Annotated in this window: 23 protein-coding genes; 9 read left to right on the top strand and 14 right to left on the bottom strand. The window is 59.0% G+C overall.

All coding sequences use genetic code 11. The features are described from left to right. Position 1 precedes the first annotated feature (1 nt). On the top strand, positions 2-436 hold the full coding sequence (locus FE840_RS08585) for a winged helix-turn-helix domain-containing protein (RefSeq protein WP_425502112.1): 435 nt from the start codon (positions 2-4) through the stop codon (positions 434-436). On the opposite strand, the gene modC is transcribed toward FE840_RS08585, so the two are convergent. The 4 genes from modC to FE840_RS08565 all read right to left on the bottom strand — a co-directional run bounded on the left by modC (position 390) and on the right by FE840_RS08565 (position 6,006). Next, complete coding sequence (gene modC, locus FE840_RS08580) at positions 390-1,475, bottom strand: molybdenum ABC transporter ATP-binding protein (RefSeq protein WP_138285277.1); 1,086 nt, start codon at positions 1,473-1,475, stop codon at positions 390-392. The genes FE840_RS08585 and modC overlap by 47 nt on opposite strands. Continuing rightward, the gene (modB, locus tag FE840_RS08575) at positions 1,475-2,137 is read right to left on the bottom strand and encodes a molybdate ABC transporter permease subunit (RefSeq protein WP_138285963.1); all 663 of its coding nucleotides are present in this window, start codon (positions 2,135-2,137) and stop codon (positions 1,475-1,477) included. The genes modC and modB overlap by 1 nt, the downstream gene beginning before the upstream one ends. Before the next feature lie 71 nt (positions 2,138-2,208). Continuing rightward, positions 2,209-2,940, bottom strand: coding sequence for a molybdate ABC transporter substrate-binding protein (gene modA / locus FE840_RS08570; protein ID WP_138285964.1), 732 nt, complete (start codon positions 2,938-2,940; stop codon positions 2,209-2,211). A gap of 153 nt (positions 2,941-3,093) precedes the next feature. Next, entirely contained in the window at positions 3,094-6,006 is a 2,913-nt protein-coding gene (locus FE840_RS08565) for a DUF1217 domain-containing protein (RefSeq protein WP_246318730.1), read from the bottom strand. A 270-nt stretch (positions 6,007-6,276) separates the two neighbouring features. On the opposite strand from FE840_RS08565, the gene FE840_RS08560 reads away from it, so the two are divergent. Further along, complete coding sequence (locus FE840_RS08560) at positions 6,277-6,843, top strand: DUF6101 family protein (RefSeq protein ID WP_138285279.1); 567 nt, start codon at positions 6,277-6,279, stop codon at positions 6,841-6,843. A gap of 102 nt (positions 6,844-6,945) precedes the next feature. Here the strand turns inward: FE840_RS08560 and ubiA are convergent, their stop codons facing one another. Continuing rightward, positions 6,946-7,899, bottom strand: a complete 954-nt coding sequence (ubiA, locus tag FE840_RS08555; RefSeq protein WP_138285280.1) for a 4-hydroxybenzoate octaprenyltransferase — start codon at positions 7,897-7,899, stop codon at positions 6,946-6,948. A gap of 125 nt (positions 7,900-8,024) precedes the next feature. Next, entirely contained in the window at positions 8,025-8,816 is a 792-nt protein-coding gene (locus FE840_RS08550) for a MipA/OmpV family protein (RefSeq protein WP_138285281.1), read from the bottom strand. 271 nt (positions 8,817-9,087) lie between these two features. On the opposite strand from FE840_RS08550, the gene FE840_RS08545 reads away from it, so the two are divergent. The 4 genes from FE840_RS08545 to FE840_RS08530 all read left to right on the top strand — a co-directional run bounded on the left by FE840_RS08545 (position 9,088) and on the right by FE840_RS08530 (position 14,027). After that, the gene (locus tag FE840_RS08545) at positions 9,088-9,975 is read left to right on the top strand and encodes a branched-chain amino acid aminotransferase (protein WP_138285282.1); all 888 of its coding nucleotides are present in this window, start codon (positions 9,088-9,090) and stop codon (positions 9,973-9,975) included. Positions 9,976-10,089: 114 nt separating this feature from the next. After that, the gene (locus FE840_RS08540) at positions 10,090-12,198 is read left to right on the top strand and encodes a S9 family peptidase (protein WP_138285283.1); all 2,109 of its coding nucleotides are present in this window, start codon (positions 10,090-10,092) and stop codon (positions 12,196-12,198) included. Between the two features lie 69 nt (positions 12,199-12,267). Further along, complete coding sequence (locus tag FE840_RS08535; RefSeq protein ID WP_171033623.1) at positions 12,268-13,566, top strand: DUF2254 domain-containing protein; 1,299 nt, start codon at positions 12,268-12,270, stop codon at positions 13,564-13,566. A 146-nt stretch (positions 13,567-13,712) separates the two neighbouring features. After that, complete coding sequence (locus FE840_RS08530; protein WP_138285285.1) at positions 13,713-14,027, top strand: hypothetical protein; 315 nt, start codon at positions 13,713-13,715, stop codon at positions 14,025-14,027. A gap of 97 nt (positions 14,028-14,124) precedes the next feature. Here FE840_RS08530 and FE840_RS08525 read toward each other — a convergent pair whose 3' ends face one another. Beyond that, positions 14,125-14,820: a cation efflux transmembrane domain-containing protein gene (locus FE840_RS08525; RefSeq protein ID WP_138285286.1), complete on the bottom strand. Its 696-nt coding sequence runs from the start codon at positions 14,818-14,820 to the stop codon at positions 14,125-14,127. 79 nt (positions 14,821-14,899) lie between these two features. Between FE840_RS08525 and FE840_RS08520 the strand changes: the two genes are divergently transcribed. The 3 genes from FE840_RS08520 to FE840_RS08510 all read left to right on the top strand — a co-directional run bounded on the left by FE840_RS08520 (position 14,900) and on the right by FE840_RS08510 (position 16,629). Continuing rightward, complete coding sequence (locus FE840_RS08520; protein ID WP_138285287.1) at positions 14,900-15,313, top strand: MerR family transcriptional regulator; 414 nt, start codon at positions 14,900-14,902, stop codon at positions 15,311-15,313. Positions 15,314-15,540: 227 nt separating this feature from the next. After that, positions 15,541-16,032, top strand: coding sequence for a GNAT family N-acetyltransferase (locus FE840_RS08515; protein ID WP_138285288.1), 492 nt, complete (start codon positions 15,541-15,543; stop codon positions 16,030-16,032). 30 nt (positions 16,033-16,062) lie between these two features. Beyond that, entirely contained in the window at positions 16,063-16,629 is a 567-nt protein-coding gene (locus tag FE840_RS08510) for a DJ-1/PfpI family protein (RefSeq protein WP_138285289.1), read from the top strand. Between the two features lie 15 nt (positions 16,630-16,644). Here the strand turns inward: FE840_RS08510 and FE840_RS08505 are convergent, their stop codons facing one another. The 7 genes from FE840_RS08505 to FE840_RS08475 all read right to left on the bottom strand — a co-directional run bounded on the left by FE840_RS08505 (position 16,645) and on the right by FE840_RS08475 (position 21,827). Continuing rightward, positions 16,645-16,869, bottom strand: coding sequence for a hypothetical protein (locus FE840_RS08505; protein WP_138285290.1), 225 nt, complete (start codon positions 16,867-16,869; stop codon positions 16,645-16,647). A gap of 74 nt (positions 16,870-16,943) precedes the next feature. Beyond that, the gene (locus FE840_RS08500) at positions 16,944-17,174 is read right to left on the bottom strand and encodes a hypothetical protein (RefSeq protein ID WP_171033624.1); all 231 of its coding nucleotides are present in this window, start codon (positions 17,172-17,174) and stop codon (positions 16,944-16,946) included. Between the two features lie 35 nt (positions 17,175-17,209). Continuing rightward, the gene (locus tag FE840_RS08495) at positions 17,210-18,127 is read right to left on the bottom strand and encodes a cytochrome c (RefSeq protein ID WP_138285291.1); all 918 of its coding nucleotides are present in this window, start codon (positions 18,125-18,127) and stop codon (positions 17,210-17,212) included. Positions 18,128-18,220: 93 nt separating this feature from the next. Continuing rightward, complete coding sequence (locus FE840_RS08490; RefSeq protein ID WP_138285292.1) at positions 18,221-18,664, bottom strand: c-type cytochrome; 444 nt, start codon at positions 18,662-18,664, stop codon at positions 18,221-18,223. Between the two features lie 148 nt (positions 18,665-18,812). After that, the gene (locus FE840_RS08485; protein WP_138285293.1) at positions 18,813-19,667 is read right to left on the bottom strand and encodes a metallophosphoesterase; all 855 of its coding nucleotides are present in this window, start codon (positions 19,665-19,667) and stop codon (positions 18,813-18,815) included. A 75-nt stretch (positions 19,668-19,742) separates the two neighbouring features. Next, positions 19,743-20,837, bottom strand: coding sequence for an AI-2E family transporter (locus FE840_RS08480; protein ID WP_138285294.1), 1,095 nt, complete (start codon positions 20,835-20,837; stop codon positions 19,743-19,745). 111 nt (positions 20,838-20,948) lie between these two features. Continuing rightward, positions 20,949-21,827, bottom strand: coding sequence for a VOC family protein (locus tag FE840_RS08475; RefSeq protein ID WP_138285965.1), 879 nt, complete (start codon positions 21,825-21,827; stop codon positions 20,949-20,951). Positions 21,828-21,935: the final 108 nt, after the last annotated feature.

Below are 21,935 nucleotides of genomic sequence, written 5' to 3'. Positions count from 1 at the left end.
CATGGCGAAGGCTGCGCGCGTGACGCTCCGCATTGATCTGGCCAATGGCGCTCGCCTCGGCCCCGGCAAGGCGGATCTTCTGGCGCTGATTGCCGAACACGGGTCCATCCGCGCGGCGGGGGCTGCACTCGGCATGTCCTATCGCCGCGCCTGGCTGCTGGCGGACGAAATCAACCGGATGTTTCGGGAGCCCTCGATCTTTACCCGCCATGGCGGCAAGAGTGGCGGGGAGCTGGCCTTACGGACTTCGGTATCCAATTGCTGGCCTGCTGCCAACGACTGGAGGCGGAAAGCCAGCGCGCGCTGGCAAACGATCTCGCCTTTCTGGCAGAGGTGCAGAACCCCTTGTTCGAACCATCCAAGTCATCGAAGCCGGACAGCGAATAGGCTCAAGCCTGTCGAAACAGGCCATCCTGCGCCAGAGAGACCGTCTTGAACAGGAGATGAACCGGCTGGCCAAGCGAGAGGCCCAGACTTTCGGCGGAACGTTTCGTGACTTCTGCTCGCAGGACCTCGCCCTCACAATTGACCGCAACTTCGACCGAGGCGTCCCGCCCCTCCTCAATCGCGGAAATCTGACCCGAGAGGCGGTTCAGCGTGGACAGGCCGGCAACCTTACCCGTCGCAATCACGATTTCGGAAATCGGCACAAACACGCGGATCGGTGTGCCTTCCGGTACATCGACATGGCGGAGAAAGAGCTGCCCGGCGCGGCTTTCTGCCTCGGTAAGACCGTCCTTGAGATGGTGCGCTTTCACGCTTGCAGAAATGAAATTGCCTGCGGGCATGGTGCCGGAGCCATGGGGCACACGCGACAGCACTTCATCCGGCGCGCCAATTGCGATTGCCCTTCCCTGTTCGAAAGCCACGACGCGTGTTGCAAGCCGCGATACCTCCTCGACGGCATGGCTGACATAGAGGATCGGAATGCCCACCTCATCGCGAATGCGCTCAATATCCGGAAGGATCTGAGCCTTCAGATTGCTGTCGAGGGCGGACAGAGGCTCATCCATCAGGAGGAGCCTTGGGCTCGCCATCAGGGCCCTGCCCAGCGCAACACGCTGTTTTTCCCCGCCCGAAAGATGAAGCGGCCGGCGATCCAGCAGGTGCGCAATTGCGAGAAGCTCGATGATCCGCTGCAGGCTTTCCCGAGGCTCGTTTGCGGGCAAGTGTCTTTGGCCGTAGCCGAGGTTCTGCCGAACCGACATATGGGGAAACAGCCGGCCTTCCTGAAAGACATAGCCGATGCGGCGGCGATGCGGGGGAACGAAACGACCACTTGCCGTATCGCTCCATATCTCATCGGCGAAACGGATCGCGCCCTGCATCGGTCTCGTCAATCCCGCAACCAGATTGATCAAGGTCGTCTTGCCCGAACCGGAGGGGCCGAACAATGCGGTCAGTCCGGAGCCTATCTGAAGATTTGCCGCAAGCGTGAATTCTCCCTGGCGATGGGTAATATCAAGCGTCAACATCAGCTTGCTCCTACCCGTGCGGCAATTCGGCGGGCCAGCACTTCCGAGGCAATCAGGGCGGCAAAGGAAATGACGATCGAGATCAGCGTCAACCGCATCGCAGCCAGATCACCGCCGGGAACCTGCGTATAGGTATAGATGGCCGAAGACAGGGTCTGTGTTTCACCCGGGATGTTGGAGACGAAGGTAATCGTCGCTCCGAATTCGCCCATGGACTTGGCAAAGGCGAGAATCGCGCCAGCGGCGATGCCCGGCAGGATGAGCGGTAAAGTGATCGTCACAAAGACACGGAGGGGCGAGGCCCCGAGCGTTGCCGCAGCGGCCTCCAGCTTGCGGTCAACCGCATCCAGCGAGAGGCGGATCGAGCGAACCATCAACGGAAAACCCATGACAGCGGCGGCAAGGGCCGCACCCGTCCAGCGGAAGGAGAATACGAGACCGAACCACTCTTCGAGGAAGCTGCCGACGGTTCCACGGCGTCCGAAGGTCAGCAAAAGCAGGTAGCCAGTGACGACTGGCGGCAGGATCAGCGGCAGGTGAACGAGACCGTTCAACAGGGTCTTGCCCCAGAATTCCCTGCGAGACAAAAGCCAGGCCACCAGAAGGCCAAGCGGCAAGGAGAAAATGACAGCGACTGCGGCAACCCGCAGGCTCAACATCATCGCCGTCCATTCTTCCGGTGTGAGCGTCACGATTTGCTGCTGTCTTTCATGTCTTCGTCGCCAGAACCGGATCAGTTCGTCCGGGACAGGACGGTAAATCCTGCTGCGGCAAATATTTCATGGGCTTTCGCGCCCTGGAGATAGCTGAGGAAATCACTCGCTGATGGATAGTCGCTTTCGCTCAACAGGGCTGCCGGATAGACAATCGGCGGATGGCTTGCCTCGGGGAAACGATCCAGGACACGGACACCCGGATCGACCTTCGCATCCGTTTCATACACGATACCGAGAGGGGCCTCCTGCCGGGAGACCAGCAACAGCGCCGCACGAACATTCTCCGCCTGGGCGACCTTATCCTTCACGCTCTCCCAGACACCGAGGTTTTCCAGTGCCGCCTTGCCATAGACGCCTGCAGGGACCGCATCCACGTTGGCCATGGCAAGACGTTCTTCTCCAAGCATGTCGGCAAGGGCAAAGCCAGGAGCGATGGACACCTCAAGGGCCGAATTTGCGGGGGCGACAAGCACGATCCGGTTGGCGAGAAGATCGACGCGGCTTTCGTTCTTCAACAGCTCTTTTTCGGCAAGATAATCCATCCATCGCTGATCGGCAGAAATAAAGATATCGGCGGGTGCGCCCTCTTCGATCTGCTTGGCCAGCGCCGAACTGCCAGCAAGCGAGATACGGACATCCGTGCCGGTTTCCGCCTGCCATGCGGCAGCGATGTTTTCAACCGCTTCCTTCAGGCTCGCTGCGGCAAAGACGGTGAGGGGCTCATCGGCCCTGGCCAGGCTCAAGGGCATCAAGGACAGAATCGAAAGACCAATAAGAGCACCCAGGCGTGGCAGCGGATTACAGATCACGATTACCTCCCATCGATATATCTCATGGAATATATCGATAGCTTTAGAGAAGCCTGCCTGCAAGAGGTGATGGACCGAGCATTCGCTCTAGGATCAGCTTCTCAGCTGGGAAATCGCAAACATGAGATCTGCGCTAATGCCTACGCTGCCACTGTTACCGGTCAGCAGTGTCAGAGCACCGTTGAAGCTGGTGTCATTCTGCACGTCGTACATGGCCGTAAACCGCGTCACGAGCTTCTTGACCTTCTCGGGATCGGCAAGATCCTTCATATCCAGATATTGCTCGACGACCTTCGCCTGCTGGTCGACATCCATGCTGCCCAGCTCTGCCGGAAGGCCGAATGTTGTCCGGAAAAATTCATAGAGGGCAGTGTCACCCAGAATGTCATAGGGTGATGTCAGACTGCCGGCCATGCGTTCAAAGTAGAGCGCAAGGCGCACGCCCGCATTGCTGGCGCCCTCATTCGTCTCGATCTGCTGGCGCAGGAAGAGGTTCATGGTCTCGACCATGTCACCCTTTTCCTGGATGCTGTCTCCGGCCAGACGAATGACCCGCCCCTCGGCATTGAAATTGAATGAGGCGACGATCTCGGAGAAGCGGGTATCGGACGTCGTGTTGGCGGCACTCCTCGGATCATCCAGATCCGACAGGAACATCTGACGCATGAAGTCATTGGTGACCGACTTCGGATCGATACCCTTGGCAATCAGCAAAAAATCAACGATGCGTCGATCAGCAAGAAGCTCATCGCGCGACGTCAGTGTCGCAATCTTGTTCTGGTAGTATTCGACCTCGTCGGAGGCCGCCTCTCTCGCCTGCTCCAGCTCGGTCCCTTCAAGGAAGCGCGTCTTCTGGATCGTGTAGTCCTTGGCGTAATCCTTCAGCGTCGATTCCGACTGGGCCATCTTTGCCCATGTCAGATTGCCTTCTTCATCATAGTTGAAGAGCTTGGCGAACTCGACATAACGCTCATCGCCCAGCGTGTAGACGAAGCTTCTGGGATCATCGAGATTGCTGGTCAGGACACGGCGCATGGTCGACCGCGAGACTTCAGCAGGATCAAGCCCGACGGCCTTCACGGCGAAGTTATAGATAACGGAATTGGCAAGAAGCTGGTCGACAGTCGCAACGGTGCTTGTATCCCGGTTGATCGCCGCCAGGGTGGTCCTCAAAGTCGCGATTTCCCGCTCGTCAGCCGCGTCGTCCACGTCATTGTAGCCGCTGAAATAGCCATTCGACAGACGTTCCTGATTGGACGCACTGATCGGAGTCTGTCCTGCAGGCAAGGTTCCGTCACTGTTGAAATTGAAGAGACCAGCCAGGAAAGCCAGACCTTCGAAAGCGGGAGTTCCTACATACTGCCTGAAGAACGGGTCGTTGGGGTCATCCGGATCACCGGTGATCGCTTGCTCCAACGTGGCATTGACGATGGTGAAGCTGGTGGACAGTCCGGCTGCAGCCTTGATGTAGCTGGCCACCCGGCTGTCGCTCATCATCTCTTCAACGGTGGTGAAGGTGTTGATGACCGAGCGGACATATTCGTCCGTCATCAGGGCGGCAGCGCGGGTCACCCGATCCTGGCTTCCGAGATAGTTGGTATTGATCGCCTCGAGATTGGCGGCGCTCATGAAGCCATCAGCGGGCACCGTTCCATCTGCGTTGAACTGGAAGGCATCAACAATATTCTGATAGCCAGCTGCAGCACCCATGAAGCGCGAACTGGTGTTGTTCTGACTGACCAACTGGGCCCGCAGGGCCGTGCTGTCTTCCCCCAGGGCTGGAAGGCCCGTGTAGGCATCGATCTGAGCCTGTTTTTCGGCAATCGTTGCGTTTATATCGGGAATATCAGTCGGAATGAGACTTGCTTCAGCTGCGGTGATCTGGCTGGTCAGGGCGTCGATTTGTGCCTGAAGGGCAGGAATATCGGCATCTGGCTCTGCCTTTTGTGCCTCAAGCGCTGCACGATCTGCCTTCTGGGTCGCAATCGCGTTTCGAGCCGCAAGATCGGCACTGGCCGCGTCCAGCTCGATCTGAATGGCATCGATCTGGGCCTGAAGGGCCGGAATATCGGCACCCGCCTCGCTTTTACCGGCCTCCAGAGCCGCAATCTCGGCGGTCATATCACCGACCTTCATCGACACATAGGAGATGAAGCGTGAGTCGATATCCCTTTGCTTTGTATCAATCTCCCGATCAATCGCAGCGATATCGGCACCCGGATCGCTCTTGCTTGCTTCAAGGGTCGCGATGTCATCCCTGAAACTGGTGACCCTGGTCACGATCGATTGCAGTGTCGTGTTCTGGCTCGCCAGCGCTGCTCGCGCATCAATTCTGGCAATGGTCTCCAGGTTGGCCTCAATCGAGCTTTGCGCGTTTATGACATTGGGCAGGATCTGTGTATTGAAATAGGAATTGGGGTCGTTTGCATCGCTGGTCAGCAGGCCGCGAATGAGGTTCCGATCATAGGTCGCTTCATCAATTCCAAAGGTCTGGAAGAAATATTCTCGCAGGCGATCATTGGCGAGGAACTGATCGACATTGGTGACGATCGTGTTCATCGCGTTGTAATACCGGGTCTCTTCCGTAATTCGTTCATCGAGATTGGCGATGTTTTGATTGTAAAGACCGATCATCGCATCGGTCTGGTCGGATGTAATGGGCGTTAGCGTGCCGCCCCCGCCCGGCCCGAACTGGAAGGCCGCAGCAAACTCGCGGTAACGCTTGTCGGTCAGCTTGTTTGCGTAACTGTTCTCGTCATTCAAGTCGCTCTCAAGGACCTTCTTCATGAAAGCCCGGGCATAGGTCATGTCTTCCAGGCCATGCGCTTTCATTGCGTAGGAATAGAGGCGGAAGTCATCAAGGAATTCATCGACGGTTTTCACATTGCCGATGTTCTCTCTGTAATAGGCGGCATCGCGCGCCACGATCTGGTCCTGCGCAGCCCGGTTCAGGGTCGCCTTGATGTCGCGAGTCACCAGATTGTAGCTCAGAAACGTCGATACCATGACACTGGCCTCCATCATTCAGCAGGGTCCATCGCTTCTCCTGTGGCTGACTGAGCTTGTCCCGAACTGACATGGCGGGTTGCAGATGTTCACCCAATCGAAACCTTACCTGGTTCGAGAAAACTAACCATTTGAAGCTGCAAAGTTTTTTTAACCGCAATTTTTAAGCCCTCTCAAAGGGGCCGCGCCTATGTTCGGGCCATAGAGGACGCAAAGTCCCGAAAAAGGAGTGCATGAGGCGCTCTCAGGTAAAACAAGGGTAGCATGAAAATGACGAACACGGTTACGAAGCCAGACTGGGCTGGAGCCACATTACGGCTGGATCCGACACGGTTTCCGCAGCAGGTTTCCTATGCGTTGCACGGCTCCCTAGGCGATGTGACGATCACCATTGACGAACGCGGTGCAGTTCTGCGCAAGATCCTGCCAGGCAGTGGCCTGCCATTGTCCTTTGCCTTGCCGGCACGGGCATTCAAAGGCGTTGCCGCCCGCGCAATTGATCATGGAGACGGAGAAGTGACCGTTACCCTCGAACTGCATCACGACGACCCGGATATGTGCATACCGCTTCTGGTGGCTCATGATCTCTGTGACATCGCAGCCGACTGGCGCGGCTGGGCAGAGGCTTTCCGTATTCCGATGCTGATGGTCGAGGCCGATGGCGTGGCTCGTCCGCTTGAGGAGCATATTGGAGAGATCCGTACCCGCGAAACTCAACCACGCCGCAGACACTCCTATTTTGCCGAGCGTCGTCCGCGCTTCCTCGTACGCCGGACGACCGGTAAGCTCGGTGTGAGCATGAAGATTTCCGGAAAGGAAATCATCGCTCGTTCCTGATTCCGTTCAGACCTGATACAAAACGGGCCCGGAAGTCAGCTTCAGGCCCGTTTTCGTTTTGCCGCCGGTGCCGAAATGATCGCCGTTTTTGCCTTGAGACCGTCAGGCAAAGGGCAAGGCACAGACGAGGCCCAGGAAGATGATCATTCCGACGCGACTGTTGAACTTGAAGAGTTTCAAGCACTGATTGGCATCATTGATATCGAGCACCTTGATCTGCCAGGCGAACATGGCAGCGGCTATGAACAGTCCGAGGATTGCAACAATATTCACGTCGGCCAGAATGAACGCCGAAACAAGCAGGATCAGGGTCAGGGTATAAAGCCCGGAGAGCCAGAGCTTCGTATCATCGCCAAACAGGCGAGCGGTGGAGCGGACACCGACAAGAGCGTCGTCTTCCTTGTCCTGATGGGCATAGATCGTGTCATAGCCGATCGTCCACGCAATCGCCCCACCATAAACCAGGAAAGCCACCAGCGACAGGCTGCCATGCAGGCCCGCCCAGCCCATCAGACCGCCCCATGAAAAGGCAAGCCCGAGAAAGAATTGCGGCCAGTCGGTGAAGCGTTTGGCGAAGGGATAGATCGCAACGATCGCCAGCGACAGGATGCCGAGCGCTATCGAAAAATAGTTGAAGCTGATGAGCACCAGGAAGCCGATCAAAGCCTGCAGGATCATGAAGATCTTGGCCTGCAGGCGCGTGACACGGCCCGAAGGAAGAGGTCGCGAGCGGGTGCGCGCGACCTGATTATCGATGTCGTGATCGACAAGGTCATTATAGGTGCAGCCGGCGCCGCGCATCACCACCGAACCGACGAAGAACAGGAACAGGTGAAACACGAAAAGGCGCAGATCGAGCTGACCTTCGGCGGCGAGCACGTTGGCGGCCAGTGCGGACGACCAAAAGCAGGGCCACATGAGCAACTGCCAGCCGATCGGTCGATCCCAGCGGGCCAGCTGCGCATAGGGCCAAAGCCAGCGCGGCAGGATGCGGTAAACCCAGTTGTTGGACGGCGCGTCAATAACGCGATCTGCGGTGCTTTCGGTCGTGCTCATGACCCGAAGTGATAGAGCAAGGCGGCGAGCAAGGGAACTGCCGTGATGTCACGCCGCCGAGAAAGCGCTTGCTGCGGCCACAAGAATCGTGCCGCCGCAGGAGATTATGTCTGTCGTTATACGCGTCAGTTCAGACCGAACTTGTACCTGGCTGATACACCGAACATCAGCTGATTTTCCGTGCCCCGCTGCCTAACAAGGCTGCTGTCTGCGGCAGGGCCGGCCAGGCGCTTGTATTCTGTGAAGGCACTGACCGATATCGCTTCGGTGGCAGCCCAGGTAATGTCGGCACCGAGACCGTAGGATGTGAAACCACCGTCGGGATTGTATTGTGCAAGGCCCGATGCGGCTGATTCCGCTGCATCGACGCCGTAATAGGCTTCGGTATAGCCGCTGGTCGCATAGGTGGCGCGCGGACCGGCCGAGACACGAAGATTTGGCGCGATGTCCGTGAAGGCATCCAGGGACAGATCCGCCACCATGCCATCGTGCGCGCGAATTCCCTGACGCAGTTCGCCGCGGGCACGCAGGTAATCCGTCATATAGACATCCACGAAACCACCGACTTCCGCACCCCACCTGACCTCTGAGAGCCCCCTGAGATCAGCGCTGTCGCCAGCATCACGCGGACGAACAAGCTTGCCCGCGATACCGGCGCGGATTGCCCCGTTGTCAAAAAGGGCTATCGACGGATTGTCATTGCGCGAACTGAAACGGGCATCCTTGCCCCGGCCAAGAGAGATGATGGGCGAGAAAAACAGCTTGCGGTCTTTCGCACCCTCATAGACCGGAGCGGAGATCCCCGAGCCGCCAAGGGTCAGGTACCAGTCACCCGACCAGAAGGGTTCCGCATGAACCGGAGCAGCCATGGCAAATGTGGAGATTGCAAGCATGGCAAATCGTTTGGCGTTTCGCATAAATGCCCCCAGAATACGCTAGACAAGATCCGCGGGTGCGGAAACAACTTGTCTCTAATTATCAGCGAAGCGTTACGGCATCTTTAACCACGTCGGATCAGGAAAGACGCCTGACTTTGCCGTGATCGCATCACGCAATCTGATGAACTCATCAGACAAGCTTCTGAAATGGCTTCTTTTTCTGTCTTTTCTCTGCTTTCTGATCAGTTTCTGCTTGACCTTGCTGCATCGCGGGACTTTCCTCACTTCCAAGAAGAAAAGGAGAGCATTCATGGCTGTCGATCCCTCTGCCCGCACACCAACCTTCACCTATGTCGAGGGCGACTGGTTCTCCGGCAATCCGCCACTGATTGGACCGACCTCGCATGCCATGTGGCTGGGCTCGACTGTGTTTGACGGCGCAAGGTGGTTTGACGGCATCGCTCCTGACCTCGACATGCATTGCCAGCGGGTCAACCGATCTGCCGAAAACATGGGGCTGAAGGCGACGATGAGCCCCAAGGAGATCGAGGCGCTGGCCTGGGAAGGGGTGAAGAAGTTCGACGGCAAGACCGCCATCTACATCAAGCCCATGTATTGGGCCGAACATGGCCAGGCTGGCTCGGTGGTCGCGGCCGATCCCGAATCGACCCGCTTTGCGCTCTGCCTGTTCGAGGCTCCGATGCATACGGCCAAGCCCTCATCCCTGACAGTTTCGCCCTTCCGGCGCCCGACGCCCGAATGCGCGATGACCGACGCCAAGACCGGCAGCCTTTACCCGAATTCCGGCCGCATGATCATCGATGCGCGAAAGCGCGGCTTCGACAATGCGCTGGTGCGCGACATGAACGGCAATGTGGTGGAGACCGCCTCCTCCAACGTCTTCATGGTGAAGGATGGCGTCGTCTACACGCCGGCCGCCAACCGCACCTTCCTTGCCGGGATCACGCGGGCCCGCGTCATGGGGCTGCTGCGCGAGGCGGGCTTCGAGGTGCGCGAGGCGACGCTGTCGGTCGAAGACTTCATGAATGCCGACGAGATCTTCCAGACCGGCAATTATTCCAAGGTGGTGCCGGTCACCCGTCTCGACGATGCTCAGTTCCAGGAGGGTCCGGTGACCCGCAAGGCGCTGGAGCTCTATATGGACTGGGCGAAATCCAGCCGCGCCGCTCAGCATTGAACAGCGCTCGCCGCTCCCGGCTTCTGGATTGCGTTCGGGCTGCTGCTTGATCGCGGCCCATCGCCTCTCTATCTCTCGCTGAGCCGCATGTTTCCATTCCCGGAAGGATCTCTCTTGTCCGTCTTCAACAACCTGCCCACCCCGCCCGCTGCCGCCAAGAAGCCCGTCACGGATACCCGCCACGGGATCACCCGCACGGATGATTATGCCTGGCTGCGGGCTGGCAACTGGCAGGCGATGTTCAAGGATACCTCCATCCTCGATCCGGAAATCCGCAGCTACCTGGAGGCCGAGAACGCCTATATGGAGGCGGCGATGGCCGACACGAAAGAGCTGCAGGGCCAGCTCTTTGCCGAGATGAAGGGCCGTATCAAAGAAGACGATTCCTCGATCCCGATGAAGGACGGCCTCTTTGCCTATGGCTCTGCCTTTGTCACCGGCGGAGAGCAGCCGCGCTATTTCCGCATCCCGCGCGACGGCAATCCGAAGGACGAGACGATCCGCGAGCTGCTGCTCGACGGCGACAAGGAAGCTGTCGGCAAGGACTATTTCCGCCTGTCCGGCATCGATCACACGAGCGACCACGCATTCGGCATCTGGGGTTACGATGACAAGGGCTCGGAATACTACACGCTGCGCATTCGCGATCTCGCCACCAAGCAGGATCTGGACGACGTGCTCGAAAACACCGCCGGCGGCGGGGTCTGGGCGCCCGACGGCGAGAGCTTCTTCTACACGTTGCAGGACGAGAACCACCGTCCGTCCAAGGTCTTCCACCATATCGTCGGTCAGCCGCAGTCATCCGACCGGCTCGTCTACGAGGAGAAGGATCCCGGCTTCTTCATGGGCGTCGGCGGCTCGCTGCTCGACGACTTCATCTTCATCGACATCCACGACCACGAGACCTCGGAATACCGCATCCTCTCGACCAAGGACCTCACGGCGGAGCCTGTGCTCGTCGCCGAGCGTGAGGAAGGGGTCGAATATTCGATGACAGAGGGCGGCGATGTCTTCTACATCCTGACCAATGCCGACGGCGCCAAGGACTTCAAGATCGTCGAGGCGCCGGTTTCGGCGCCGGGCAAGGCGAACTGGAAAGATCTCGTGCCGCATGAGCCGGGCCGGTTGATCCTCAACCACATGGCCTTTGCCCGCCACCTGGTCTGGCTGGAGCGCCGCGAGGGCCTGCCTGTGATCATGATCCGCGACCGGACGTCCGGCGAAGAGCATTCGATCGCCTTTGCCGAGGAAGCCTATTCGCTGGGCCTGCAGGGGGCTGCCGAATACGACACCGACGTCATCCGCTTCTCCTATTCGTCGATGACGACACCCTCGCAGCTGTTCGACTACAACATGGCGACCCGCGAGCGCATACTTCTGAAGACGCAGGAAGTACCGTCCGGCCACAAGCCGGAGGACTATGTCACCCGCCGGGTGTTTGCCGAAGCGCATGACGGCGAGACGGTGCCGGTCACCCTGCTCTACCGGAAGGATACGAAGCTCGACGGCTCCGCCCCCTGCCTGCTCTATGGCTATGGCGCCTATGGCATCACCATCCCCGCCGGCTTCAACACCAATTGCCTATCGCTGGCCGATCGCGGCTTCGTCTATGCCATCGCCCATATCCGCGGTGGCAAGGACAAGGGTTTCTCCTGGTATGAAGACGGCAAGATGGAAAAGAAGGTCAATACCTTCAAGGACTTCATCTCGGCTGCCGACCACCTGGTGAAGGAAGGCTTCACCGCATACGACCGGATCATCGCCGAAGGCGGCTCTGCCGGCGGCATGCTGATGGGGGCTGTTGCCAACATGGCGCCGGAAAAATTCGCCGGCATCATCGCTGCCGTGCCCTTTGTCGATGTGCTCAACACCATGCTCGACGACACGCTGCCACTCACCCCACCGGAATGGCCGGAGTGGGGCAATCCCATTGAGTCCGAAGAGGAATATCGCTGGATTGCGGCCTATAGCCCCTATGACAATGTCGAGAAAAAGCCCTACCCGCCGATCATCGCGCTTTCGGGCCTCACCGACCCGCGCGTGACCTATTGGGAGCCGACCAAGTGGATCGCGCGGCTACGCGCCACCGCGCCGGAGGCCGGGCCTTTCCTGCTCAAAACCAACATGGCCGCTGGCCATGGCGGCAAGTCGGGGCGTTTCCAGCGGCTGGAAGAGATCGCGTTTGAATATGCCTATGCGATCAAGGTGGCGGGGAAGGTCTGATTTCGCCCTTGTCTTCATGATCGCAGAAGCCACATTCATCTGATGGCTTCGCGAAAGAAAGACACAATCATGAGCCGCCGCTGGTGGCTGCTGGTGCAGATTACCAAGCGGCTGTGGTTTCGGGCGACCCTCTACACGCTGATTGCGATTGCGACAGCGCTGTTGGGGGTTGGCTTTGGTCACTATATCCCCGATAGCCTCTCTGACATGGTCGGTGCCGATGCCGTCGATCCGATCTTGACGATCATTGCGTCGTCCATGCTGGCAGTCACGACCTTCTCGCTGTCAACGCTTGTCTCGGCAACGAGCACGGCGGCCAATGGCGGCACGCCGCGTGCGATCGGGCTCGTGCTCGAGGACCAGACGGCCCAATCGGCACTCTCGACCTTTCTGGGGGCCTTTCTTTTCTCCCTGGTGAGCCTGATTGCGCTCAACACCGGTCTTTATGGCGGTGGCGGGCGCGTCGTTCTCTTTGTCGTAACGCTGATCGTGGTTGCGCTCATCGTCACCATGTTGCTCAGGTGGATCGACCACCTGGCCGGCCTCGGACAGGTGAGCGAGACGATCAGCCGGGTGACGGAGGCGACCGAACAGGCGCTGCAAAGCCTTGCAGACAATCCCTGTCTCGGCTGCTCACCCTATGACACACCGCCGCCGCTCGCCATGCCGCTTTTTCCGGATGAAACCGGCTATGTCCGCCATCTCGACACCAGCATCCTGGCCGAATGGGCCGAGAAACTGCAAGCCCATGTTTACGTCGCCAAGCGACCGGGAGAATTCTGCTCGCGGGCCGAGCCGATTCTCCATGTGGTTCTGCCCAATGGTTTCGGGGATGACACGGACGAGGCAGAACACCATCTGCGCAGAGCTTTCACCATCGGCGCCAACCGCTCCTATGATCAGGATCCGCTCTTCGGTCTGACTGTCCTGTCCGAAATTGCATCGCGCGCCCTTTCCTCGGGCATCAACGACCCGGGAACTGCGGTGGACGTGATCTCGCAACAGGCACGGATTCTTTCGCGGGCCGCAGACCGGAGTGCAGCCCGCCAGAAGGACATGAAGCCGACGACGTCCAACACGGGACGCGGGCCTAAACCGCATCGCCGGGTCCATGCTGCACCGATAGAACCGCTCTCGCTGCTTGAAACCAGCTTTCTGACGGTCGCTCGCGATGCTGCCGGCATGGTCGAAGTGGCAATCGCCCAACAGCGGGCGCTTGCGGCGCTCTCTGCAAGCCGGGACAAGGACTATGCCGCTGCTGCTCGTAGCCTGGCAAAGGTGGTGTTGGATCGGGCGCTTTCAAAGCTGGAGTTTGAAGATGACAAGGCGCGGGTCGAGACCGAGCACAGGAAGGTGCTGAACGCGTAGCAGCCGTCTCCAACACAACCGAATCGGCCACCTAGCCCGTATTCTGAAATCCGCAAGGGCATTTCTGCCGCAGAAATCGTCGACGCAAGGTTCGCGCAAGGTTGAATGGTTAACAAATGGTTAACAGATCAATCGAGGTGTCCGCCATGAGGATAGACAGCGGCCTAAGCAGCTATTCATTTCAGAACCGATATGTGCATGTCACGTCGGAAAAGGATGATGTGACGCCTGAAACGGCCCAGCCGGCCAAGGCGCGCAGCGGCGCACCCAGCACATTTTCAAGCACCCTGATCTCCAGCAGCCTCGCCTCGGCATTGTGGACTGTGGACGGCGGCCGCAAGGCTACGGAGGCCTCCAACGTAACTGGCACCCAGGAAGCCAAGACGCGCAATGCCTCCGTGACCGAGCGGATCGAGGCGGCCTATCGCGAATACGACCTGTCGGACGAAAACGCTGCCTGAAAGAGAACCTTTCAAGAAAGGACCGGCTGAGCCCATGGCGCAGCCGGTCATTTCATTTTTGACCCTGGCAGGCCGTTGCGTAAAGACGGCCACCGGCTCAAGAGTGCTGATGGTGGTGAGAGCCCGCAGGTTTCACAACAGCCTTAGGACCACAGCATGAGGTCTCGACGGTGATCGCTTCGCCGGCCTTCCACTCGCGCCAGGACTGATTAAGGATCTGGATTGACGAACTGAGGAAGAGGCCCGCCATGATGCCGGCAACAATCAGATCGGGCCAGGCCGTTGCCGTTCCCCAGACACCGAGTGCTGCAATCATGACGATAACATTGCCGATCGCGTCGTTGCGCGAGCAAAGCCAGACCGAACGCACGTTGGCATCACCATCCTTGTACGACATCAGCAGCAGAACGCTGGCAACATTGGCGGCAAGTGCAAGGAAGCCGATAACGCCCATGACAGGGGCTTCCGGCACGCCGCCTTCAAAGACACGCCAGATGGTCGAACCGAACACAAATAGCCCCATGCAGAGGAGGCTCAGGCCCTTGGCGGCAGCGGCCATGCTGCGGGTCTTCAAGGATGCGCCGATAACGGCAAGCGAAATGCCGTAGGTCACGGCATCGGCAAAGAAATCCAGCGCGTCGGCCTGAAGCGCCTGGGAACGGGCCAGCTGGCCGGCCGTCATTTCAACGACAAACATGACCGCATTGATCGCAATCACCATCCAGAGCCGCTGTTTATAGGTGTCCGACATCCCGTCAAAGGGGCCGTGGCTATGGCCGCAAGAAGCACTCATCGACTGATCTTTCCCGTCTTGATTTGATCCTGCACCCTGTCTAGGATCTCTAGTGACTAGAGGTTCAAGAGGTTTTTTCATGTATTCGATCGGAGAGCTGTCGCGGCGAACAGGCGTGAAGGTGCCGACCATCCGCTACTACGAACAGATGGGGCTGATTTTCGCACCCGACCGCACCGAGGGCAATCAGCGGCGCTATGAAAAGCAGCAGCTTGAGCGGCTGACCTTCATCCGCCATGCGCGGGATCTCGGCTTTCCGATCGAGGCGATCCGGGCGCTTCTCCAACTCAGCCGCCATCCGGAGGAACCCTGCAGTACTGCCGACAAGATCGCGCGCGATCAGCTCGCAGATGTGCGCGACAAGATTGCGAAACTGCGCAAGCTGGAGGACGAGTTGGAGCGAATCGTGTCCCATTGCGAGGGACATACGGTGGGCGACTGCTATGTGATCCGGGCGCTGTCCGATCACGGTCTTTGCGAACACGAGCATTGAGGACGGGTCGCTTTACTTGAAGCATGATCCCCGTTGACAATCGATTTAAACTGGCGCATCTAGCCTTCCATGATCAATGAACGCGCACCCATGTCCTGCACGTATTTTTGGGCCTACCGGTAACGGGCGGCTCGACAGATCACTTTGTCAACAAGCCGCCGTCAGGCGGCTTTGTTGTTTCGAGAGAACGCTTCCCCTGACGGCAAAAATCGAAAAAGGGAAGTACAATGACCGAAGATACCGATCTCACCCTGCCAAGACCCCCGGTGGTCGTCATTCGTCATGCCAAGCCGCAGGATCTGCCCGAACTCAACGAGATGATCGAGGCGCTGGCGATGCATCATGGCGATGCCTCGGCGATGACGCCGGACAAGCTGGAGCGTGACCTTTTCGGCACCCTGCCCTGGATCCAGGCACTGGTCGCCGATAGCGGCGAGGACGGTCTGATCGGCTATGCCATTCTCGTTCCGCTCTACCGGGCGCAGGAAGGCAAGCGCGGCATGGATCTGCATCATCTCTATGTTCGCGATGGGCAGCGCGGCAATGGCATCGGCCAGCATCTGGTGGATCGAGCCCGGCAGATTGCGCGTCAGGCGGGCTGCGACTTCCTCTCGGTTTCTGCCGCTACCGGCAATTTCGCGGCTCATCGCTTCTACGAAAACATGGACTTCGTGCCGCGTCCCGTCACGGGCATGCGCTATCTGCAGGCGCTCAGCTGAGACGACTGCTGCTCATTGGAGGATAAATCCATGCCGCGAATCGCGATTGCCCTGCAGGATGACTATGCCGATTGGGAGCCAGCGCTGGTGATGGCGGCGCTGCGCTACTATCTGCGATGCGAGGTGCTGACGGCCTCGCCTGACGGAAAACCTGTTCAGTCGATGGGCGGCCTGAGGGTCGCAGTTGACCTGCCCTATTCGCAGATCGATGCCGAACGCTTTGACGCGCTGATCATTCCGGGCGGCTATGCCTGGGAAAAGGGTTTGGCTTTCGACTTTACCGGACTTGCGACGGCATTTCGCGACAGGGGCAAGGTGCTGGGCGGGATCTGTGCGGCTGCCAGTGCGCTTGCCGCCACCGGCGTATTGAACGCCGTCGCCCATACAGGAAATTCGCTGGCCTCACACCAGAAATACTCCGCCTATCAGGGAGCAGCGCTCTATCGTGATCAGCCGCAGGCGGTGCGCGATGGCGCCATCGTCACGGCAGCCGGTTCAGCGCCCGACACATTCGCCTTTGAAGTCCTGAAGGCACTGGATCTCTGGACGCCCGAGGCCGAAGCTGTGCTTTCGACATTTGCGGCGGAACACCAATGAGAAGTGCAGTTCGGCTCAATGCCGAACGGGCGGGTTCTCGGACCATTTCTGCAACGTGGTCTTGATCAACACCAGGGCCGCCTGCTGGGCATGATCGCGCTCGCGCGGATCGACGATGGCCGAAAGCCGCTTGTCAAATGCTCGCACCGTTTCCGAAACCCAGCGATGAAGGGCCGGATCAGGATAGTTGTCGAGCAGCGAGCGGATAGCGTTTTCCATCCGCCGACGTTCAATGCTCATGTCCCCTCCGCATTTCATGTCGGCGGCACCATGACGGCTGAGGCTTGCGCGGTGCTGGTCTTTCAGATGGCCGCTCATTCCAGCTGCCATTGCTCTGCCACCGCGCGCACAACCATCAGCGCTGAAGCATGGGCCAAGGCTTGATCACGCGGGTCGGGAAGATCCGCTTCGAAGCGCCGCTCCAGCATCGAAACATAGTGCATCAGATCGACGACGCGTGGATCGCCGGATGCGGAGAACCGCGCGCTCATCCGGGCCACGGTTTCAACAAGTTCCTGCAATGTCGGTCTTTGCGCCATCTTCATCGGATAATGATGACGCTCCAATCCTAACAGGCGGTTTATTCCACAGCGGGGATCGCCTTCAGATAGGCGGCCATTGCCTCAATGTCGGCATTCGGCAATTCGGCCATGTTCTTCTGGACCGATACCATTGTGCCACCGACGCTGTCATAATCCGGAGTGAAGCCGGTCTGGAGGTAGCTGACGATATCGCCCTCGCCCCAGGACCCCATGCTTCTGGAGCCTGGCGTGATATTGGGAATCATGCCCTCGCCTTCCGGATTGGGGCCTCCTCCCAGCCAGCTGGCCAGTTTCGGTCCACCGATGATGTTGCGGGGTGTGTGGCATTCGCCGCAATGCCCAGCGCCTTCGACGAGATACTGGCCCCGTTTGACCAGGTCGGAAGCATCGGCCAGTTCGGCAATCGGCTCCTCAGAAAAATAGAGGAACTTCCAACCGCCAAGCGACCTGCGGACATTGAAGGGGAAGGGCAATTCATGGGCCGGGGCAACCGCCTCGCTGGCGGGAAGGCTCAACATGAAACCGTAAAGATCGTTGATATCCTTCGGCGTCATGCGCGAATAGGATGTGTATGGGAATGACGGATAAAGATGTTCGCCATTGCGACCGACACCCCGGGTCATGGCATCACCGAATTCGGCAAGCGTCCAGGCACCGATCCCAGCTGACGGGCTGCTGGAAATGTTCGGGGGATGGAAGGTGCCGAAATCGCTGTGGATCGGAGCCCCGCCCGACAGGATCAGTCGCGCATCACCCGAGGCATCCGCCGGTGCATGGCAACTGGCGCAGCCGCCGGTGAAAAACACGTTCCGACCATTTTCAAGATCAGGCTCGCCAAGCCCTGCCCAAGTCGAAGGATCATGACGGTTCGGGGCTGTGAAGAAAAGAAACGCCGCGCCACCAAGGACGCCGGCTGCAAGGAGGCCGCCAAGCCCCTTTCGCCATGTGGATGCCATGGACCTCACTCCTGAAGTTTCGGGCGACCCGTGCCCGCAAAGTGCGATCCGGCCGCTGAACAACCGGATCGCGACAAAGGCCCCTGTCGGGGATCAGTTCTTCAGGCGGTAGGTCTGATGACAGTCGCCGCAGGTCGCGCCAAGTGCCTGCATGGCCGCTCCAACGCCAGCCTGATTGGCGGGAAGAGAAGCGAGCTGTGCCTCCGCAATGGTTGCGAGGTTCGCAGCCTTGGCCTTGAAGTCATCCATGTTTTCCCAGATCTTCGGGCTGGCTTCGCTGTCCATGCCGGTTTCACTGCCGACCGGGAAGTGATCCGGATAGGTCTTGGCGACTGCCGCCAGCGTCGTGAGCGCAGTCGTGACCGCCGCTGCGTCATAGGGGCGCTCACCTTTTGCGATCCCGCCAAGCGCACCCATGGCACCGCCGACTTTCTTCATTTCTTCCTGACGGACAGTCTGCGGCTCGCCGGCAGCGATTGCGGACCCCACACCCAGGGCAGCGGCGATTGCCGCGGCCATGACGATCTTGAGCTTCATACGTTGTTCTCCTCGGGCTAAACCGGACCATCCGGCTGGAACAGCAGTAAACATGGAATGTTTGCAATAACTATGGGGTTCTCGAAAATGACATTAAAGTGAGACGTCTCGGTATGTTTTGCCAGGAATTTGCCCTTGGGACATGGGTTCATCTGGCTTCGCAAAGGGAGAGTTCGCGGCTGACTTCACGTCCAAAGCCCATCACATTCAGGCGATCGGCAAAGAGTTCGACGATGGCGAAGGCATTGTCCGCTTCCGTGTCGACCATGCCCTTGAACGTGACGAAATGGGTTCCGCCCTTTGTGCCAAAGCCCCCTCGGTGATCGTGACCGCAGAGATAGGCCACGGCGGATGGAGACCTCGCCAACAAGCCGGCAACATCCTCAGCGTTCCAGAGATTGTGATCGGATGGCGGATAGACCGGATAATGCCCGAGCACGATCGCCTTCTCGCCCTTGCCATCCATGTCATCTAGCAGGGCCTTCAGCCATGACCTTTGCTCGCCGCCAATGCCGGCGTTCCAGGGATGAGCATTCGGCGCTTTCGATGCCCGCAGTGCAGTGAGGCGCGATTCGGCCTGCTGCCTGCGCGGATCACCGGGTGGCGGCGCAAAGAGCGAGATCTCACTGCCATCGAGTATGATGAGGTGAATGCCGTTGACCTGCCTCGAATAATAGGGCGCAGGCATCGAGAGGCGGTGGTAGACCCCGGCCAGATGTTCGGGTTCCACCAGAAAATCGTGATTGCCGGGTAACAGGATTTGCGGGTGGCGCAGCCTGCCAAGCTCCCGCAACACTGGCTCGAAATGCACGGCGTCGGCATCGATCAGGTCTCCGAGAACCACGACGGCATCCAGCTCATTGGCATTGAATAGATCAACAGCGTCGCGAATCTTCTTCAGGCTGTTGGCATAGAATCGGTTGAGTTCCTCATTGGGTGGAAGCTCGGCATATTGCGGGTCGGCGATGATACCCAGGCGAAGAAGGGGTGTCGTGACGGTCATGGGGCAGCCGGTCTGTGAGTTATCCGGCGACACCTAGCCTGCGAGAATGACACTCCTGTGACGCAGTCTTCGGCATCACTGCGGCAGACTGGGTTTTGCCTTGCCCTTTGGCAGAAGTTCGGATGCGAGGGTGACCACGATCAGGGAAAGCGGTACGGCCAACATGGCGCCGACCCCGCCCCAGAGCCAGGTCCAGAAGACAATCGCGACAAAGAGCATGAAGGCATTCATCTGCAGGCGACGCCCCATGACGGCCGGAAGGACCAGATTCTCGAAGATGCCATTGACAAGAAAAAACGCAGCAGCCGGCAGGAGACCGAGCAGCACGCCATCATGAACCAGAAGCCCGCTGATCGACATGGCGAGCGTTACCAGCGCAATGCCAAGGAAGGGAATGAAGCTCAGGAGAAAGGCCGAAAGCCCCCAGAGGACCGGACTGCCAAGTCCGCCAAGCATGGCAATGATGGCTGCGACCGTACCGAAGGCGGCGTAGAGAACCAGTGCCGTGGCGAAATAAAACCCGAGGGCACGCTCGACGGCATTATAGGCCCGGATGGCGATCAGCCGGCGCTCCCGATCCTGAAATCCGATGATCAGGGCGCGACGAATGGCAAGGCGGTTTGCCAGAAACAGGACGAGACTGCCGAGAAAGATGAGGATCTGGAGCAAGGCAGGCGTCACGCCGGTCGCAAGCGTCGAAATGATCGTGCCCGTGTTTTCCAGCATGGTCTCGCTCGAAATCGGGCCATGGATGAGCGCTTGGAGCGGCCTGTGCAACCACGAAACATGCTCCACACGGGGCATGATGTAATCGAGCGCACCATCGATCATATCTGGCGCATCCCCAAGCAGGTTCTGAACCGGTTCCATGACTGCGGAGCCGACCATCAGCGCGATTACGGCAAATGCGCTGGTCAAGAGGAGCGCATTGAGCATGGGTGGCATACCAAGCGTGCCGAGCTTATCTGCTGCAAGCCCGAGAATGAGGCCTGTGACCACGGCAAGGGTCAACGGGATGAGGATGAAGGAGGCCAGGTGCAGAGCGATCAGCGCGAATATCAAGAACAGGCCGATCACGGACCAGGTGACGGCATAGTCGAGACCCGTTTTTCGGAGGGATGTCCGATGCAGTCGGCCTGCGGATTGCCGTCGAGGTCCGACGGCGTTCATGCGCGCACCAGCGTCGAAAAATGGTAGTTGGTCTGTCGACTGACCATGGCATCCGTCCCTCTCATACCGGCTGTGAACGCGGAAATGAGATGGAGAGTTCCCTGGTGTTTATCAGGCGCTTTCAGCGACCAGGGTAATGCCGATACCCCAGGGGTCCTTGAAGTCATGCCCCTCTCCGGTTCGGGTCACCGCTATCTCCAGCTGCTCCAGCGTTTGCAGCACGCGGTCGCGTTCTGCGAGGTCCTTGAATGCCAGAGAGTAGCGGGCAAGACCTGTCATGCCTTTTGCGCGGACACCTGCGTTGCGGCTGTTCCAGACATTGGCCGCAACATGGTGGTGATAGGCGCCGGAGGAGAAGAAACTTGCCCCCGGATAGGACGCCATCTTGCGCAGGCCGAGAACGCCTTCGTAGAACCGATCAGCTTGCTCCACATTGCCCACCTGCAGGTGGATATGGCCAATCGCGGTGCCTTGAGCCATGCCACTCCAGGCGGTCTTCGGTGCAGTGTCGTAAAGCGCCTGCAGATCGAGACGCCGGGTGTCCATGTGAACTCCGCCATCCGCCGTATAACGCCACTCATCCGGCTGGCGATCCCGATAGATCTCGATACCATTGCCCTCGGGATCGGACAGATAGATCGCTTCACTCACATCATGGTCGCTCGCGCCCTCCAGGGTGACGCCAAGATGGGCCACATGAGCCAGCCAGTGCGCCAGTGCCTGCCGGTTCGGCACCAGGAATGCCGTGTGGAACAGACCGGCCGCATTGCGGGGTGCATACACGATCTGACCGGCTGTGCTCAGCGTCATGAGAGGGCGCCCCGCGACACCCATCAAAGCACCGCTTGCCGTCTTCTCGATGACCGAGAGACCGATGACGTCCCGGTAGAATGCGATCATCTGGTCGAGATCACGGACCATCAGATGGCCCTGCCCGACTGTAACGGGCCGTGTCATGGCGAAGCTTTGCGGCGCTTCGATCGCTTCCATTATCGACATCTTCCATACTCCTTCAGCCATCCGAAGTGGCCTGTTCTTTGGCGACCGGGAAACCGATCTTCTTGTCCCCATATTGGCATGGAATATCGTTCAGTGAAT

Origin of the sequence: Peteryoungia desertarenae (genome assembly GCF_005860795.2) — a bacterium.
Lineage (GTDB): Bacteria > Pseudomonadota > Alphaproteobacteria > Rhizobiales > Rhizobiaceae > Allorhizobium > Allorhizobium desertarenae.
Note: the sequence above shows the minus strand (reverse complement) of the source record. Positions and strands in the feature narration are given on the sequence as shown.

Coding starts and splice junctions, on each gene's coding strand:
- FE840_RS08520 (WP_138285287.1), top strand. CDS start 14,900: ATGTATTCGATCGGAGAGCTGTCGCGGCGAACAGGCGTGAAGGTGCCG.
- FE840_RS08490 (WP_138285292.1), bottom strand. CDS start 18,664: ATGAAGCTCAAGATCGTCATGGCCGCGGCAATCGCCGCTGCCCTGGGT.
- FE840_RS08585 (WP_425502112.1), top strand. CDS start 2: ATGGCGAAGGCTGCGCGCGTGACGCTCCGCATTGATCTGGCCAATGGC.
- modA (WP_138285964.1), bottom strand. CDS start 2,940: ATGCCCTTGAGCCTGGCCAGGGCCGATGAGCCCCTCACCGTCTTTGCC.
- FE840_RS08530 (WP_138285285.1), top strand. CDS start 13,713: ATGAGGATAGACAGCGGCCTAAGCAGCTATTCATTTCAGAACCGATAT.
- FE840_RS08545 (WP_138285282.1), top strand. CDS start 9,088: ATGGCTGTCGATCCCTCTGCCCGCACACCAACCTTCACCTATGTCGAG.
- FE840_RS08535 (WP_171033623.1), top strand. CDS start 12,268: ATGAGCCGCCGCTGGTGGCTGCTGGTGCAGATTACCAAGCGGCTGTGG.
- modB (WP_138285963.1), bottom strand. CDS start 2,137: ATGATGTTGAGCCTGCGGGTTGCCGCAGTCGCTGTCATTTTCTCCTTG.
- FE840_RS08525 (WP_138285286.1), bottom strand. CDS start 14,820: ATGAGTGCTTCTTGCGGCCATAGCCACGGCCCCTTTGACGGGATGTCG.
- FE840_RS08560 (WP_138285279.1), top strand. CDS start 6,277: ATGACGAACACGGTTACGAAGCCAGACTGGGCTGGAGCCACATTACGG.
- FE840_RS08500 (WP_171033624.1), bottom strand. CDS start 17,174: ATGAAGATGGCGCAAAGACCGACATTGCAGGAACTTGTTGAAACCGTG.
- FE840_RS08475 (WP_138285965.1), bottom strand. CDS start 21,827: ATGGAAGCGATCGAAGCGCCGCAAAGCTTCGCCATGACACGGCCCGTT.
- FE840_RS08495 (WP_138285291.1), bottom strand. CDS start 18,127: ATGGCATCCACATGGCGAAAGGGGCTTGGCGGCCTCCTTGCAGCCGGC.
- FE840_RS08485 (WP_138285293.1), bottom strand. CDS start 19,667: ATGACCGTCACGACACCCCTTCTTCGCCTGGGTATCATCGCCGACCCG.
- modC (WP_138285277.1), bottom strand. CDS start 1,475: ATGTTGACGCTTGATATTACCCATCGCCAGGGAGAATTCACGCTTGCG.
- ubiA (WP_138285280.1), bottom strand. CDS start 7,899: ATGAGCACGACCGAAAGCACCGCAGATCGCGTTATTGACGCGCCGTCC.
- FE840_RS08550 (WP_138285281.1), bottom strand. CDS start 8,816: ATGCGAAACGCCAAACGATTTGCCATGCTTGCAATCTCCACATTTGCC.
- FE840_RS08515 (WP_138285288.1), top strand. CDS start 15,541: ATGACCGAAGATACCGATCTCACCCTGCCAAGACCCCCGGTGGTCGTC.
- FE840_RS08480 (WP_138285294.1), bottom strand. CDS start 20,837: ATGAACGCCGTCGGACCTCGACGGCAATCCGCAGGCCGACTGCATCGG.
- FE840_RS08505 (WP_138285290.1), bottom strand. CDS start 16,869: ATGAGCATTGAACGTCGGCGGATGGAAAACGCTATCCGCTCGCTGCTC.
- FE840_RS08565 (WP_246318730.1), bottom strand. CDS start 6,006: ATGGTATCGACGTTTCTGAGCTACAATCTGGTGACTCGCGACATCAAG.
- FE840_RS08510 (WP_138285289.1), top strand. CDS start 16,063: ATGCCGCGAATCGCGATTGCCCTGCAGGATGACTATGCCGATTGGGAG.